Origin of the sequence: Pedobacter nyackensis (genome assembly GCF_032678475.1) — a bacterium.
Lineage (GTDB): Bacteria > Bacteroidota > Bacteroidia > Sphingobacteriales > Sphingobacteriaceae > Pedobacter > Pedobacter nyackensis_A.
This window is the reverse complement of sequence record NZ_JAVTSF010000009.1, coordinates 99,646-116,164: the sequence shown is the minus strand read 5'-3', so window position 1 is coordinate 116,164 and position 16,519 is coordinate 99,646. Positions and strand designations below refer to the sequence as shown.

At 38.9% G+C, this 16,519-nt stretch carries 17 protein-coding genes; 4 read left to right on the top strand and 13 right to left on the bottom strand.

Annotation, left to right across the window (positions count from 1 at the left end; all coding sequences use genetic code 11):
* The first annotated feature begins 2 nt into the window (after positions 1-2).
* Genes R2Q84_RS23220 through R2Q84_RS23210 form a run of 3 tightly spaced genes read left to right on the top strand, consistent with a single transcriptional unit; the run spans position 3 to position 1,500 of the window.
* Complete coding sequence (locus tag R2Q84_RS23220; protein ID WP_316818996.1) at positions 3-428, top strand: FixH family protein; 426 nt, start codon at positions 3-5, stop codon at positions 426-428.
* A gap of 20 nt (positions 429-448) precedes the next feature.
* Entirely contained in the window at positions 449-1,105 is a 657-nt protein-coding gene (locus R2Q84_RS23215) for a sulfite exporter TauE/SafE family protein (RefSeq protein ID WP_316818995.1), read from the top strand.
* Positions 1,106-1,113: 8 nt separating this feature from the next.
* The gene (locus R2Q84_RS23210) at positions 1,114-1,500 is read left to right on the top strand and encodes a group III truncated hemoglobin (protein WP_316818994.1); all 387 of its coding nucleotides are present in this window, start codon (positions 1,114-1,116) and stop codon (positions 1,498-1,500) included.
* A gap of 44 nt (positions 1,501-1,544) precedes the next feature.
* On the opposite strand, the gene hemN is transcribed toward R2Q84_RS23210, so the two are convergent.
* From hemN to R2Q84_RS23190, 4 genes are all read right to left on the bottom strand, one after another.
* Positions 1,545-2,909 (bottom strand): oxygen-independent coproporphyrinogen III oxidase, encoded by a 1,365-nt coding sequence (gene hemN / locus R2Q84_RS23205; RefSeq protein WP_316818993.1) that lies wholly within the window; start codon positions 2,907-2,909, stop codon positions 1,545-1,547.
* Positions 2,887-3,369, bottom strand: coding sequence for a lactate dehydrogenase (locus R2Q84_RS23200; RefSeq protein WP_316818992.1), 483 nt, complete (start codon positions 3,367-3,369; stop codon positions 2,887-2,889). The genes hemN and R2Q84_RS23200 overlap by 23 nt, the downstream gene beginning before the upstream one ends.
* A gap of 82 nt (positions 3,370-3,451) precedes the next feature.
* Entirely contained in the window at positions 3,452-4,510 is a 1,059-nt protein-coding gene (locus R2Q84_RS23195) for a response regulator (protein ID WP_316818991.1), read from the bottom strand.
* Positions 4,511-5,695, bottom strand: a complete 1,185-nt coding sequence (locus R2Q84_RS23190; protein WP_316818990.1) for a PAS domain-containing sensor histidine kinase — start codon at positions 5,693-5,695, stop codon at positions 4,511-4,513.
* 134 nt (positions 5,696-5,829) lie between these two features.
* On the opposite strand from R2Q84_RS23190, the gene R2Q84_RS23185 reads away from it, so the two are divergent.
* Positions 5,830-7,599: a hypothetical protein gene (locus R2Q84_RS23185; protein WP_316818989.1), complete on the top strand. Its 1,770-nt coding sequence runs from the start codon at positions 5,830-5,832 to the stop codon at positions 7,597-7,599.
* 116 nt (positions 7,600-7,715) lie between these two features.
* Here the strand turns inward: R2Q84_RS23185 and R2Q84_RS23180 are convergent, their stop codons facing one another.
* From R2Q84_RS23180 to metE, 9 genes are all read right to left on the bottom strand, one after another.
* On the bottom strand, positions 7,716-8,642 hold the full coding sequence (locus R2Q84_RS23180; RefSeq protein ID WP_316818988.1) for a transporter: 927 nt from the start codon (positions 8,640-8,642) through the stop codon (positions 7,716-7,718).
* Positions 8,643-8,653: 11 nt separating this feature from the next.
* Entirely contained in the window at positions 8,654-9,700 is a 1,047-nt protein-coding gene (locus tag R2Q84_RS23175; RefSeq protein WP_316818987.1) for a cytochrome-c peroxidase, read from the bottom strand.
* An 11-nt stretch (positions 9,701-9,711) separates the two neighbouring features.
* Positions 9,712-10,518: an MbnP family protein gene (locus R2Q84_RS23170; RefSeq protein ID WP_316818986.1), complete on the bottom strand. Its 807-nt coding sequence runs from the start codon at positions 10,516-10,518 to the stop codon at positions 9,712-9,714.
* A 71-nt stretch (positions 10,519-10,589) separates the two neighbouring features.
* Positions 10,590-11,225, bottom strand: a complete 636-nt coding sequence (locus tag R2Q84_RS23165) for an SCO family protein (RefSeq protein WP_316818985.1) — start codon at positions 11,223-11,225, stop codon at positions 10,590-10,592.
* Positions 11,225-11,668, bottom strand: coding sequence for a hypothetical protein (locus tag R2Q84_RS23160; protein WP_316818984.1), 444 nt, complete (start codon positions 11,666-11,668; stop codon positions 11,225-11,227). The genes R2Q84_RS23165 and R2Q84_RS23160 overlap by 1 nt, the downstream gene beginning before the upstream one ends.
* 329 nt (positions 11,669-11,997) lie before the next feature.
* Positions 11,998-12,366 carry a hypothetical protein gene (locus R2Q84_RS23155; protein ID WP_316818983.1) on the bottom strand — a complete coding sequence of 123 codons (369 nt, stop codon included), beginning with the start codon at positions 12,364-12,366 and terminating at the stop codon, positions 11,998-12,000.
* A gap of 148 nt (positions 12,367-12,514) precedes the next feature.
* Positions 12,515-12,901: an acyl-CoA thioesterase gene (locus R2Q84_RS23150; protein WP_316818982.1), complete on the bottom strand. Its 387-nt coding sequence runs from the start codon at positions 12,899-12,901 to the stop codon at positions 12,515-12,517.
* Positions 12,902-13,915: a beta-ketoacyl-ACP synthase III gene (locus tag R2Q84_RS23145; RefSeq protein ID WP_316818981.1), complete on the bottom strand. Its 1,014-nt coding sequence runs from the start codon at positions 13,913-13,915 to the stop codon at positions 12,902-12,904.
* A gap of 55 nt (positions 13,916-13,970) precedes the next feature.
* Positions 13,971-16,289, bottom strand: coding sequence for a 5-methyltetrahydropteroyltriglutamate--homocysteine S-methyltransferase (gene metE, locus R2Q84_RS23140; RefSeq protein ID WP_316818980.1), 2,319 nt, complete (start codon positions 16,287-16,289; stop codon positions 13,971-13,973).
* Positions 16,290-16,519 lie beyond the last annotated feature (230 nt).

The window sequence follows — 16,519 nt, the reverse complement described above, 5'->3', positions numbered from 1 at the left end:
ATATGAACTGGGGAGTAAAACTAATGATTGGAATGCTTTGTTTTATGAGTTTTATCATCGTTCTGGCAGTATTGATGATGAAAAGTAAAACAGATGCGCTGGTGGACACGGATTATTACGAAAAAGGATTGGACTACGATAAAGACTATAACCGAAAGGAACAAGTCAACGCAGATAATGCTGCACCAATAATCCAGATTGTTGACGGCAACATTTCTCTTAAATTTAAAGATAAAGCAGAAGGCGATGTTAAGCTAGTTAGGAATGCAGACAAACGGTTAGACAAAAAACTAACAATAAGCACAGATACACTTAACACCGTAAAGATTCCATTGAAAGGAATAGAAAAAGGACAATGGCGATTGATCATATCATGGACAACAGATGGAAAAGCTTATCTGAATGAACAGGAGGTAATGATACCATGAACACAGAAAAACTAGCCTTTATGATTGGACTGTTGGGTAGCATACATTGCGTCGGCATGTGTGGACCGTTGGCTTTCGCAGTTCCGTCTTTTAAAAAAGGCTGGTTTTTTCTTGTTACCGACAAATTAATTTATCAGTTTGGAAGGATTATAGCCTATTGCACTTTAGGTGTTCTTATCGGCCTGATTGGTAAACAAATCTGGCTGGCCGGCTTTCAGCAAGGCGTCAGCATATTAAGCGGCGTACTCATTGTTATGGCTGCCTGCTCACGCATATTTAAACTTCAGTTTTTAAATGACAACCCCTCCTTTATATTGAAACCATTCAACAAGATATTTGGCTATGCCTTAAAACACAAAGCCAACCACCTCATCATCGGCTTTATAAATGGATTCCTGCCCTGTGGGTTCGTATACCTGGCCCTTGCAGGTGCCTTGAATACAGAAAATATACAAAATGCAGTGACCTATATGTTCTGGTTTGGACTAGGAACATTACCTTTGATGTTTATTGCTACACTTGGCATTGGATTTACAGGCGCCATGTTCCGGAAGAAGATTAACCGCGTAGTCCCCTACCTCATGCTTTGCATTGGCCTTTGGTTTATATTAAGAGGACTAACGCTAGACATACCTTATTTAAGTCCTGCTGCAACAGGTATAAGCAACTGTAACTAAAACAAAAGATGGAAGATATTCAGCATAAACAAGATATACTATATCTTGTAGAAACATTTTATAAAACAGCTTTAGCGGATCCGCTTATCGGCCCTGTATTTGAAGAGGCTAATTTCGTATTGGAAAACCACATCCCTGTAATGGTTTCGTTTTGGGAAACTATTCTTTTCGATGTCATTACATATAAAGGCAACCCCATGTTAAAACACCTGGAGTTACATCAATCTGTACCACTTTATCCATCACATTTTGAGCGTTGGATGAATATCTGGATAGCAACTGTAAATGAAAAATTCTCCGGACCTGTTGCTGAAAAAGCAATCATAAGAGCAAAATCCATTGCTCAGCTGATGGAGTATAAAATCAAACAGGCCGATCAAAAGACCAGCCTATAAGCGCCATTAATGAGCATTAATTGCGGGGGGAATATAAGTACAGATTAGTCTGCTAAGCTAAACAGCTGTTTTTCCGGTTGTTTATTCCACAAACGGGCATCCAAATTCATACAGATATTTCTTAAAAATCGTTTCCCAAAACCGGTTACCTGTAAACCATTTGGTGATAATATAATTAAACCATCCTGGGCAAGCCAGCGCATTCTTTCTATTCCGCTTGCAAAAGATTCATTTTCCAACTCAAAAACCGTCCAGGATGTATGTCCCTGGCACATGATATTTAAAATATGCTTACGGATCAATAAATCGGTTTCCGTCAGAATATGTCCTTTGACTACAGGGAATTCACCTGCATTAACCATTTCCATATAATTCTCTACCGTCTTTACATTCTGTGCAAAGGCAGTCCAGGTATCGCTAATTGATGAAACACCGAGGCTCACCATCACAGCACTATACTGATGGGTATACCCCATAAAATTGCGATGTAACCTACCCTCTTTTTCCGCTTTATAAAGACTATCCGTTACCAGGGTAAAATGATCCATGCCAATTTCTACATAGCCATTTTCTTTTAAAAGCTTTCTACCCAACTCATAAAGTTCACGCTTAGATTCCGGTGAAGGTAGGTCATCTTCTGTGTAGCGACGCTGTCCGGGCCTAACCCATGGTACATGGGCGTAACTGTAAAAAGCAATACGATCTGGTTTTAATCTTAGCACTTCATATATAGTATCAGACAAGCCGTCGAAAGTTTGATTAGGCAAACCGTAAATTAAATCGTAATTTATTGAATTGTAGCCAGTCTTACGGGCTAATGCAGTAATTGCCTCCACCTGTTCAACCGACTGCATCCTATTAATGGCCAACTGAACAACCGGATCGAAATCCTGGATACCCAGGCTTAAACGCCTAAAACCTAACCTATTCAATGTAAAAAGATGCGCTTCAGTTGTATTACCTGGATGTGCTTCGAAACTAAACTCTGCATCCTCATGCAACGTAGCTTTTGCCAATATCCCCCTGATTAGCGTATCTAAATTTCGGGGACTAAAAAATGTAGGTGTACCTCCCCCAAGATGAAGTTCTCTCAACACAGGTTTCTCCTTAAAAAGACCGAGATATAAATCCCATTCTTTTAATAAAGCATTGATATATGGTTCTTCAACTTTATGATTCTTGGTTATCCTTGTATTACATCCGCAATAAGTACACAAGTCTTCACAAAATGGAAGGTGAATGTAAACACTGATACCATCCTTACTGTTACTCGACTTAAATGCATTCGCAATTGCCTGGCTCCATTTTTCCGTGTTAAAATTCACTTCGTCCCAATAAGGAACGGTCGGATAACTGGTATAACGGGGAGCAGCAACATGATACTTTTCAATCAACGTGTTCGTGTTCATGAGTGTTGTGGTTATTTACGGTTGAGTGGTTTACTTGGTCACAAGATCTGGAACATACACAGGCTAAGCCCAGGCATCTATTTTGTTGCCATTTGTCCAGATTTAAAATAGTCTCTTCAGCAAGGGCCATAGGTAATTCGGATTCCGAAAGTCCGCTTAAGGCTAGTAAAGGAACGCTCGCAATTCTAATTGACCTCACTGTAGCAGCCTCACGGTCAATATGATCTGAAGAAATAGAACGCGTAGCAATATACTTCACACCCATATCTGCGAGTTTGTGAATCACATCAGCAGATACGTCATCATCTTCAAATACAATTACAGCTTCCTTTCCTGTAGCGTAACTCACAGTATCGGCACTTAGCACATTCGAAATCAGTGTGATTTCATGCTTTTTATGATTGGCGATCGCCAGGGGTTCTTTCTCAAATGTCTTTATACTGTAAGCGACTACTTTCATGCAAATTGATTATTAATAATCAAATTTACCAATACCACACCTTACAGAGAATGAGGCTAGTCAGTCAAAAAAGTGATCTTCATCAGTTTTTCATATTTTGAAGACGCGACTCATCAAGTATGATAATCTGACTACCTTTCTTTTCTATAATTTCCTCATCTCTAAAGTCACTTAAAATACGGCTCACAGTTTCAGTAGCCATACCCGCCATTGCGGCAAGGTTGTCCCTTGATATTTTCAGGTTCATTATTTCATCCTGATTTTCCTGCTTACACAATCTGATCAGCACCTCTGCCATACGTTTTCTTACCGAATGATAGGCCAATTGCAATAATTGCTCTTCTTTATCCAGTAAATTATTAGAAAGAATTTGCATGAACTGACGCGTTACATCAGGATACTTATTCAATAACTCATCTACCATATCTTTTGGCAGCAAACATACAGTAGAATCTTCTAAAGCCTCAGCAGTTTCTGCATAAGGTTCCTGACTTAAAAATGCGGGAATTCCAAAATACTCGTCCGGCCCGTACATACCAGTAAGCAATTCACGTCCATCTTCGCTCAACTTTATCGTTTTAACTTTACCTGTTATGATTAAATAAATTCCAGCAACGTCATCACCGTCAAAGTAGATCAGTTGTCTTTTTTTAACGTTCCGTACCTTACGCTCTGCAATCATTTTTTGCAGCGTATTTATTCCAGACGTTCCGCCTAATAAAGTCGTTAATTTATCTATAGATTGACTGTAAAACAGTTCATTCTTATCTTTCTTACTCAAACGGCTTTCAATTGCATTCAGCAGCTCTACATCATCAAATGGCTTAGTCAGATAATCATCTGCCCCCATTTCCATCCCTTTTCGCATATCAATCCGTTCTGCTTTTGCAGTTAAGAAAATAAAAGGGATTACAGCTGTTTTAGGATTTTTACTCAACATATATAACACCCCATAACCATCTAGTTCGGGCATCATAATATCGCATAAAATCAGATCAGGGGAATGTGTTGTAGCCAGTTCAACACCTATCTTGCCATTATGCGCCTGTATCACGTCAAAATTTGCTAGCTCCAATATTTCTGCAGTACTTTCTCTAATATCTTCGTTATCCTCTATAATCAGTACAGTTGTCTTCTTCATCTATTTATTAAAAGAAAGTTTAAAAGTTGTTTCTTTATTAATCACGCTTTCAAAATGTAGCGTTCCGTTCATCAAAGTTGCATAACGGATCACAATATTTAATCCCAAACCGGTTCCAGGAATATTCCCGGTATTATTGGCTCTAAAAAATGGCTGAAATAAGTGTTTCTGATCCACTTCAGGAATACCAATCCCATTATCCTTTATGGTAATGATAATTTGTTCCTTGGTAACCTCAGTATTAAACTCAATGAAGGTATGTTCACCTGAGTATTTAATAGAGTTAGAGATCAGGTTAATCATACAATTACGGATAAGATTTTGATCCAGCTTAACCATACTTTCCAACCCGGTGTGCTGATAAATAATATGTTGCTCCTGTTTGGCAATCATTTGCATCTCTTCGGTCACCTCCTCTGATAACCTAACGAGATCAAAAGGGAGAAAAGCCGGCTCCACCATTCCGGCCTCCAATCGTTCAAGCGACAAGAAGTCATTCAAAATAGTTGTTAAATTGCCAACAGCATTCTTAATCTTACCAACGTGTTTGGTTATATTTTTATTGTTAAAAGGTTGCGCATATTTTTCTATCAACGATGAGGAAAGTTGCACAGAGCTCAAAGGTGTTCTAAATTCATGAGAAGCCATAGATACAAAACGACTTTTCATCTGGTTCAGTTCTTTCTCCTTTTCTAAGGATATACTCACCTCTTCTTTCGCTTCGCTCAATGCCCTTACTGTTTTTCTTAATGATTTGGTTCTTTCTTCAACCAATTCTTCCAATTCCGCGGCATATTCACGTAAGCGCTCTTCAGCTTCTTTTTCTTTCGAAAGATCATGGATAAAACCGGTGTAAATGATACGGTCATCATATTGCACTTCACTTACCGCAAGTCGAAATGGAAAAGTGCTTCCATCTTTTCTAAGGCCACGAACTTCTCTTCCCTTACCAATAATACGTTTTTCCCCCGTCGTCTGGTATCTTTCCAGATACCCATCGTGACCACTTTTATCCGGTTCAGGCATTAACATTTTGATATTGTTTCCTTTTACTTCATCAAGGGAATATCCAAAAAGTTTAAGTGCGGCAGGGTTCAGACTTTCTATATGACCTCTTTTATCAATGGTAATGATACCATCAATGGCAGTTTCAATAATCGCTTCTAGTAACCTGACTTGCTCCATATGCTCCTTTTCACAAATATATACATTTTATCAATTAACAACTTATCGCCAGAGTCAATTTTAAAAGTGATTTCCGTCATATTTTAAACTAAAAATAGTACGCTTCTTTGCAATCTAAATCTTATCATAATTTCATGAACCATACCTTTCATATTCCAGTACTAGGCCTTGGCTATTCTATAGATACCCCTTTAAAAGTAGCAAAATACGGCATCTCTTCTGTTGTTTCTATTGTGGATGACGAGCTAACGGAACGTATGCGGAAATTCCATTCGGAAAAGAACAATAAAAGCTATGTACTGATTGATAAAAAAGAAACGGATAGCCGTGCCCTAAGAATTACAGCTTATTTAAACCTATTGAACACACTGGTTAATGAAGATTTTGCAGGTTTACTTCAACAAGAAACTACCTTAAACAAGTATTTTGAACTCCTGCCAGACCAATCTACGCTGAAAGCGAAATACACCGAACTACAGTTCATGTCTGACGGTCAGGAAAAGGAACTGGCACTTGATAGTCTAAAAAAACAGCTAAAACCTGGAAACATTGACGTAAACATCATGTCGAAAGTTGATAAAGCCAATTATAGCACAAATAATGAATACCTGGGCGAAGACTATACTGACGCACTTGCTGCCATGCGGGGGTTTGCCAATAGCGATCTTAAATCATCTGTAATAATTTCGGCTGGCTTAAACCCAAGACTGTATGGTTACATGGAAAAATGTACCGATTTCTATCCTACTCCTACTGGTACATTAAACAAAACAATTATTCTAAAGGTTAGTGATTTCCGTTCTGCAATGATTCAGGCGAAGATGCTGGCGAAAAAAGGATTATGGGTATCCGAATTCAGAGTTGAATCTGGATTAAATTGTGGCGGACATGCTTTTGCTACTGAAGGTTTTTTATTGGGGCCAATCCTTGAAGAGTTTAAAGAAAAACGCAATGCGCTCGCTGTTGAACTTTACGAGATATATGCAGCGGCTTTAACAACAAAAGATATTTATGTATCAACTCCCCCTTTACAGCGAATTACTGCACAAGGCGGAATTGGAACAGCCGAAGAGCACCAGTTTCTGATCAACTACTATCAGTTAGACGCTGCTGGCTGGGGTAGTCCGTTTTTATTAGTACCCGAAGCAACGAATGTAGATGACGATACACTTACGGACCTAATGAACGCTGTCGGTACCGATTATTTCGTTAGCAATTCATCACCATTGGGCGTGCTTTTTAACAACTTCAAGAAAAGCAGTATAGAGAAACAACGATTGGAGCGAATCGAAAAAGGCAGACCTGGTAGCCCATGCACTAAAAAATTCCTCTGTACAAATACTGAATTTACCGAACTACCCATTTGTACTGCATCCAGGGAATATCAGAACCTAAAAATTAAGGAACTTCAAAAGCAAAATCTTCCGGAAGCAAGCTACAAGCAGCAATTTGACACAATCACAGAGAAAATATGCCTTTGTGAAGGATTATGTGCGTCGACCTACTTAAAAAACGGGATGCTCAAACCAAAGGAAAATAAAGCTGTGAGCATTTGTCCCGGGCCCAACCTTGCTTATTTCTCTGGAAAATATAGCTTAAAAGAAATGATCCAGCACATTTATGGAAAAACGAATCTCCTGGATTCCGTAAGTCGACCAAACTTATTCATCAATGAACTGAACCTATATGTAGATTATTTAAAGAAGGATATTGCTTTACAATTGGATGAATTGAGTACTAAAAAAGCAAAATACTTTACTAAGTTCAAAGAACAATTATTGCAGGGTATAGCTTATTACCAGGAATTGATTCCCGAGCTGAAAAAACAAAGCAATGTTGCCATCAGTGAAATGCAACAGCAGTTACAACAGGCAGAAAGCAGCCTGATTGCTTGTAAAATATAATGAAATTCAGGTATGACAGGCACATTCTTCCTGCTTCTTCCAACAAAAAGGGTGGCTTTTTGTTGGATAGAGTATTAAGAGTGTGCCCCATTATACCTGAATTTTAAAATCATCAATTAAAATGGTATGGACATATGCACCATTAATCGGTTACCTGCATTAGCGCGTCCGCCCGCTAAATCCTGAGCACGAACATTCTGGTAGTTTAGGCCAAATGACAACCCCTTCGTCCCACCTTCAATTCCGGCCACGGCCGACAGCGAATATCCACCGGACACTTCCACTTCATGACTACCTGATTCTACGTCCTTTTGCGCAGTTTCATATAAAACACCGGCATTAGGAGCCACAGTAACGGTTTTTGCAATCCTTATCTTATAATAAGCCAGCAAATTCCCGGTAAACTTATTGCCATAGCGATAATCGTATTTATTTTCGGTATTGATCTTATAGTTTACATTAGCATTTAGCCCAAGATCGTTGTAACGAATATCATAGGCCGCATTAACAGTAAAATCTGTACTTGCAGTACCCAACTGAAAATTATTCGGTGATTCCTGGATAGCAGTTCTTTCTGCTGGTTCATATTTACCTGTTGGAACTTTTATGCCGCCACCAATCCACAACGACTGCACCAACAAACGCCCTCCAAGAGTTCCTTTAGTATCGAATAGCTTGTAATACCCCATTACAGCAATATCACCCAAACCATTTTTACTGCCGTTACCAGTCTGGCTTTTACGTTCATTGAAGTTATAGGGCACAAAAGCTAGTAACCTAAAATTACTGCCAATATTCCATCCACCCCATAGTTCAGCACTCTGGTAAGTTTCATCGGCTGTAATTGGCGTCCGCTCTCCATGTGGGCCCAAATGTGTACGAAGACTTTTATATTGGTAACGCATTCCTAAAAAACGCTTGTTGTATTCAGGTAAAATACCAAGATAGTAGCTTCCTACTCCGCATCCACAAATATCACATGCCCGCGTAACGGTTAAACTAATTATGATCAGCACGAATGTGACTGTTATTTTTTTAATCATTTGTTCAATTATTATTGTTCAGAAAGGGATTTATCCTTAATAAACATTTCATCATTTAATGTATTCAGAAAAGCCAGCAAATAGTTTTTATCAGCTTCTGAAAGTTGAATTCCCAACCTACCATTCTGCTGAAGCAAGGGATCAAGATTCGGTGATTGCTGCACCTCTGATGCATAATGGTCTAAAACCCCCTTTAAAGAATAGAACCTTCCATCGTGCATATATGGTGCTGTATACTTCAGGTTTCTAAGACTTGGAACTTTAAATTTATACCTATCAGTATCATTAGCAGTAATCTCATACCGCCCCAGATCGTCTACAGAACCGATACCTATCCCATTGTTACGAAAGGATTCATCTGTAAACAAAGGAGCGGTATGACAGCTTGTACAATGCTGCTTAAATAAGACAAATCCCTGTTCCTCTTCAGCTGTAAACACCTGATTATCTTCTTTCCTTAATACCTTATCATATTTAGCATTACTGGAAATACACATCAGCATAAACTGCGACATGGCCTTCATAGTCCTTGCTGTAGTAATCTCTTCGGTTCCAAAAGCGGTTTTGAACAATCCTGTATATTTAGGCATAGCTTTCAATTTAGCGAGTACCCGATCCAGCGTTTCGTCCATCTCCTCATGTGCGGTAATCGGTGCAATTGGCTGTAGGTCTAAATCAAATACGCCGCCATCCCACATAAAGGATTTTCTCCAGGCCAGATTCATAATCGGCGGAGAATTCCGTTTTCCCAAACGATCTTCTATCCCGTGACTTACGTCATGTCCGTGATGTGTAAAGGCTGCCGACTGTATATGGCATGATCCACAAGAAATAGAATTATCGCGAGAGAACCTTGGTTCGTAAAACAATGCTCTTCCAAGTTCAAAACCAGCTTTTGTAACGGGATTAGCTGCAAAATTATACTCTGGTTCAGGAAAGTTCCCAGGCTTTCTAAACCCCAGGAAACTTTCTATTTCTTCTTTTATGACCTCATTCTTACTACAGCCAACGGTAAACAGTACGATTGCCAGCAATACATACCAGTGGTTTGCTTTCATAATTCAGAGGATTAATTTTCGGTATGGTCGTGGGAGAACATGTTTACATAATTGTTAGCGACCACCGTACTAAAACTGCCCGACATTACCGTAGGGTTTGTAGCAAAACTAACATTGGTTGGTCCGTTAAACACTTTCATGATATCTGCAAACAAATGGATATTGCTGTTTCTATCTTTACGAACCTTAGCAATACCTGCTGTTCTTAAATCTATCGTTACGGTTTTAATATTATTGATACCTGGTGCTGAGTAGCCACCAAAACCACCGATATGATATCTTACCTTTTTGTCGGCAGAGCCGGCATCCGGAGCAGAACCTTCCAGCTTAACAAAAATGTAACCGCTATTCCAGGACCAGTACATACCACTTGTACTGTGATCGCCCGCCGGATCTAAAACACCCGTTCGCTTACTTACATCCATGGTACTACGCAGGCTATCCACACCAATCGTAAAAGTTAAAGACTGGTAATCCGCAACCGGCACTTTTACCTTCGCAAACTGGCTCGCCGCATCACCTTCGTTGATTAAAAAATAACTACTGTCTTGCGGAACAGTATAGTCATGTCCATCTGTAGTTTTCAGTTTAATATTACTTATAAAGTACTGTAATAAAGAAACATTGAACTGTTGTTTTAACGCATTGGTATATGTCCCGTTATTTAATACCAGGTTCTTATCTCCAACAATATTGTCAAACTGAATAGATAAACCAGCTTTTTCCGATTCATTAAAATCAGGCTTAGCCTCGTCATTCTTTGAACAGGCGGTAAATAATAGTATAGATAAACTTATAATTGATAATAATTTTTTCATTTTTTTATATAATAATCCAAGCAAAATAGAACCATAGGCTATTTTGTCGGAAATGATTAAAAATTTAGTATTTACTTGTATTCTGCTAGCAGCACATCCATATCGCTCAAAAGCTGTTCGACTTCTTTATCTTGTGTACCGTCGTATGCACCTCTGATACGTTTCTCTTTATCCACGAGTACCAGATACCCCTGATGAATAAATCCACCGGGTGCATTTTTGTCTTCCTGTGCAGAAACCAGGTAATTACGCTCGGCAAGTGCATAAATTTCGTCCCTGCTTCCCCATAAATATTCCCATTGTGTTCCTTCTACCCCAAGTTTGGTCGCATAGGTTTTCATTCTTGAAGGGACATCGTACTTTACATCAATGGTATGAGAAGCCAGCTTAACCTCTGGATTGTCTTTGTATTTCTGGTATACCTTTAACAGGTTTCTATGCATAACCGGACAAATGGTCGGACAAGAAGTGAAGAAAAAGTCGGCCACGTAAATCGTACCGTCAAAATTCTTTTCGGTCACCTCAACGCTGTCCTGATTCAATAATTTAAATGCCGGGATGGTTCTAAACGATGAATCAATCACAGTCTTTCCATCCACCATATTTTCTGACGTCTCCAATTGCAAAAACGGTAACCTTTTCTGTTCACCTTTGCAACCAAAAAGAACCGAAAGCAGCAAAAACGAATAAATGCCTAACCTTCCCATTACTTCTTAAATTTTTCCAGGTACGCGTTTGATAAACCTATCTCCTTCTTATACAAACTATCTACAGCAACGATTTTAGCTTTCTCATCTTTAAAATACTGCACGGCAACATCATTAGATTTCCCTGTCACATCAGGCTCAAACTTATGCATCCAGTCGTTCATGCTATCCTCCGCCTTAGTCAGATCCTGAATCAACGCCGTAATCGTTTCCTTCTCCTTCAAAGTATCTATGTCCGGGAACTTCAATTTCAGTCCTTTCAAATCCTTAATCAAGGTATCCAACTTCATCTGGTTACTGACAATTGCACCGTGATCAGCCATCACAACATCATGAAATTTCATCACTTCATCACGTACTACTTTATAATCTGTTTCTTTTTTCTGTTGATTACAGGCAATTGCAACAATTGCCATAAAAAATATAACTGCTATTTTTTTCATTGTATTTTAATAAAAAATTGATCAAATCGTTTGCTAAGAAATACGGTCCTCTCTTTAGAAATAACATTCCCGCATACAGCGTTACTGCTGTAAAGAATAATACTCCTGCAAAGAATACTTCCGCTAAAAAAGAAATAATGTCTTAACAAGGAATAATACTCAAGCAATAACTAATACTCAAGCAAGGAATAACACGCAAGCGAAGACTAATACGCTTGCAAAGTACACCTGCTATGGAGTATAATTTAAAATTCACCTTCTCAGAAGAGACCTCAGGCGCTTTTGCTTTTTCAGCAAAAGATGCCAGGCTCTGAAGAGAACGGTTAATTTTACCCCCTTGGCGGCTGAAAAATAGAATTTTTAATATTCTGTGGCATTCCCATAGATACAGGAATATGAAGTTTTGTCTCTGCCACAGCATAGCGTTTAAAGACAGTTGGCACATTAACCAATGCTTCCTGAAAATGACTCTTTTGAGATTGACGATCTTGTTTTTCTTCTTTCTCCTGAGCTTGTTTTAATTTTTTCATCAGGAAACACTGACCATTACAATGCAATTCAGGCTTGTTTTTATTTACACAGAGTTCTGTTGCAATGTAATTCCTATTCAATTCAAATCCTGCAAATAAAAACAGATTTGAAAAGTTAGTCATTAGCAAACTAAACAAAAGTAATATGGAAACTGGCTTCAGTAACATTTCGCTGCAAATGTAAGTATCATCATCAGGAATACTTCATAAAAAACAAAAATAAAGTTAACAACAGGTGCTTTTATATAGTAAAAAAGCCGTTGCACATCAAATTGTGCAACGGCTCTGAGTCTAAACCTATAATTCCTATTGAAATTTACTTCAAAATTGAAGTTGGCTTTTTATTATCATCAATAGCTACAAAAGAGAATTCACCTGTTACGGCTTTCTCTCTTGAGTCGGAATACATTTGTTCCGTATAAATCTCCACCCTAACCTTTAAGCTGGTATTACCTATATGGCTTACGCGTCCGATCAATTCTACAATTGTACCCGCCGGAATTGGCTTATTAAAATCAATACGATCACTGCTTACAGTAACCATCCTTTGTCTGCTGAAACGGGTAGCTGTAATAAATGCTACCTCATCCATCATATGCATTGCAGTACCACCAAATAAAGTATCATAATGATTTGTGGTATTCGGGAATACAGCTTTAAAAATTCGTGTCTCTGATGCTTGTATTTTGTCTTCTATAGTCATTTAATCTTTTTTAGACTGGCGAAGCTGCCCCCATTTAAGGTAAGTTGCCCCCCATGAAAAACCTGCTCCGAAAGCAGTTAATATCATTTTATCGCCATATTTAAAATCATCTTTAAAATCCCATAAGCACAAAGGAATAGTTGCAGCGGTGGTGTTACCATAACGATCGATATTTACCTTTACCTGATCAGCAGAAAGCCCCAGATAATCGCCCACAGATTGTATGATCCTAAGATTAGCCTGGTGCGGAATCAGATAATCGATTTGAGAACTCACCAGATCATTTGACTTTAACACTTCATTACACGTATCTGTCATTCCCTGAATTGCAGCCTTAAAAACCACTCTCCCGTCCTGACGTACATAATGCAACTTTTCATCCAGTGTAGTCTGAGAAGCAGGGTGTTTAGACCCACCAGCGGTAACAATCAAATTCTCCTTCCCTGAACCATCTGTTCTGAAAAAGCTATCCATTAACCCAACCGGTTCTTCAGTTTGCTCCAACAACACGGCACCGGCTCCATCGCCAAAAAGAATACAGGTATTGCGATCTTTATAATTAATTATTGAACTATTTTTATCAGCGCCAATCACCACAACTTTCTTACAACGTCCGCTCTCAATCATACTGGCACCGAGTGTCAATGCATATAAAAAGCCACTGCATGCTGCATTGGTATCGATCCCCCAGGCATTTTTCAGACCTGCTTTTTCACATACCATACTTCCGGTACTAACCATCACATAATCTGGGGTTGAAGTGGATACAATGACACAATCAATTTCATCCGGATCAACGTTTCCATCTTCCATTAGTCTCTTCAGCGCATAAGTCGCCATATCTGAAGTAGCAATATCAGGGTCATTTACAATCCTTCTCTCCTTTATTCCGGTCCTAGCAATGATCCATTCGTTATTGGTATCCACCATTTGTTCGAGGTCATGGTTACTTAAAACCGTATCGGGAACATAACCTCCAAGCGCGGTAATCACCGCATTTTTCCTTATTCTCATTTGTGCGTACGTAATTCTGTAAAAGGAGGCAGGTATGGCACCTGCCCTCTTTTTTTTACAAAGTTACAGCTTCTTCCACAGATTCTCGCAGTACTTTTGCTGCTGCGACCATTTCTGTTAGTGCTTTTTTTGTTTCCTCCCAGTGACGGGTCTTTAAACCACAGTCTGGATTTACCCAAAGTTGTGCTGCTGGAATAACTTTCCGGGCCTTTTCAAGCAGAAAAACCATCTCTTCCTTAGCTGGCACACGTGGTGAATGAATATCGTAAACACCAGGTCCAATTTCATTAGGATATTTAAAATCTGCAAAAGCATCCAGCAAATCCATCTGTGAGCGGGAACATTCTATCGTAATTACATCGGCATCCATGTCCGCAATGTTCTGAATGATGTCGTTAAACTCCGAATAACACATATGGGTATGGATCTGTGTATCGTCTTTAACGCCACTGGCTGAGATTCTGAAAGCCTTAACTGCCCAATGCAAATAGTCTTGCCAATCTGTTTTATGTAATGGCAACCCTTCCCTTATTGCAGGTTCATCAATTTGAATGATCTTAATTCCAGCGCTTTCCAGATCAACAACTTCATCTCTTATGGCAAGCGCAATTTGCGTACAGGTTTCAGAACGAGGTTGGTCGTTACGAACAAAAGACCATTGCAATATGGTAACAGGACCGGTAAGCATCCCCTTAACCCATTTTTCAGTTAGCGACTGTGCATAGGCCGACCATTTTACAGTCATAGGTGCCGGACGATGAACATCTCCGTAAATTATTGGTGGTTTTACGCAACGACTTCCATAACTCTGCACCCAACCATTTTTGGTAAAAGTAAAACCTGCAAGCTGCTCGCCGAAATATTCAACCATGTCATTCCGTTCAAACTCACCATGTACCAATACATCTATTCCTGCCTCTTCCTGGAAACGGATGGTTTCCTCAGTTTCTTTTTCTATAAGTTTATAGTATTCCGTCAGACTCAAATCACCTTTTTTGAATTTCGCTCTCCAGCTGCGTACTTCCTGTGTTTGCGGAAAAGAGCCAATAGTGGTTGTCGGAAACAACGGAAGATTTAATGCCTCACACTGTACCCGCTGACGAACGCCGAAAGTATTTTCTCTTTGATCATCCTTAACCGTAATAGCTGCTACACGCCTTTTTACCGCAGCATTGTGTATCAAATCAGATGTTTTTCTGCACTCATTTGCCAACTTATTCGCTTTCAATTTTGGCAACGCATTCTCATCCTGTTCAGCTAAAGCTTTTAAAACCACAACTTCGTCAATTTTCTGTCTGGCAAAAGACAACCATTGTTTAATATCAGCACTCAAAACGACTTCATTAGTCTCCAGATCCAAATCACAAGGTGAATGAATTAAAGAACAGGAAGGGCTGATCAGGATGCGATCCTTACCTAATTTATCAACTGCAGTTTTGATTAACGATAAAGAAGCTTCAAAATCATTTTTCCAAACATTACGGCCATCAACAAGCCCCAGCGACAAATTCATATGTCCAGGAATATCAGCCAGAATATCATCCAATTGCTCAGGGTTACGCACCAGATCGATATGCAAAGTATGTACAGGCAATGCAAGTGTCAGTTCCTTATTATCCTCTAAAGCACCAAAATAAGTAGCTAACAATGTTTTTAACCGTGGAAATTTCTTTTTAATTTCGGTATACACATATCTAAAAGCCTCTTTATCTTTCTCGGTAATATCCAACGCTAAAAATGGTTCATCAAATTGGACCCATTCTACATGTTGCTCCTCCAACTTGCTAAGTAACTCTAAATAAACCGGCAATAGATTTTTAACCAGGTCTATCCTGTCGAATCCACTTTCTTTTTCTTTGCCCAGCAATAAATATGAAACCGGACCGATAATCACAGGCTTTGTTTTTATACCTAATCTAATACTTTCATTATACTCATCTAATAGTTTCGTTGAAAATAATTTAAACTGCTGATTTTTTAAAAACTCAGGAACAATATAATGGTAATTGGTATCAAACCATTTGGTCATTTCCATTGCTGTAATGTCCAGTCCATCCTTCTGATAGCCCCTGGCCATCGCAAAATAAAGATCCAGTTCGGAATTACCTTTGTTTAAAATAACCTCATGATAACGTTTTGGTATTGAGCCAACGGTAAGTGATAAATCCAGCACCTGATCATAAAATGAAAAATCATTTGATGGAACCAGGTCAATACCTGCCTCTTTTTGCAACTCCCAGTTATGTTTACGGATTTCCTTCCCCGTTTGCACCAGGTTCTGAATACTTGAATTACCTGACCAATACTGCTCGCAGGCTTTTTTGAGTTCTCTTTTACTACCAATACGCGGGTAGCCCAGATTGTTTGTTAGCATTTTCTTGCTTTTAAATTGATGAAAAAATCAGTTAAAAGCTCTTTTGCTGAACTTCGCAATACTGTCGAAATAAAAAGAGTAAGAAAAAATGAATGTAATAATGAACATCATCTACACACTCTAACCCTATTTTAATACGTATCGTCTTCTGAATTTATTTCAGGATCATACAATAGCGGTTTAATAGCGAATTCGAGATCCTGAAATAAATTCAGGATGACGACAGTATT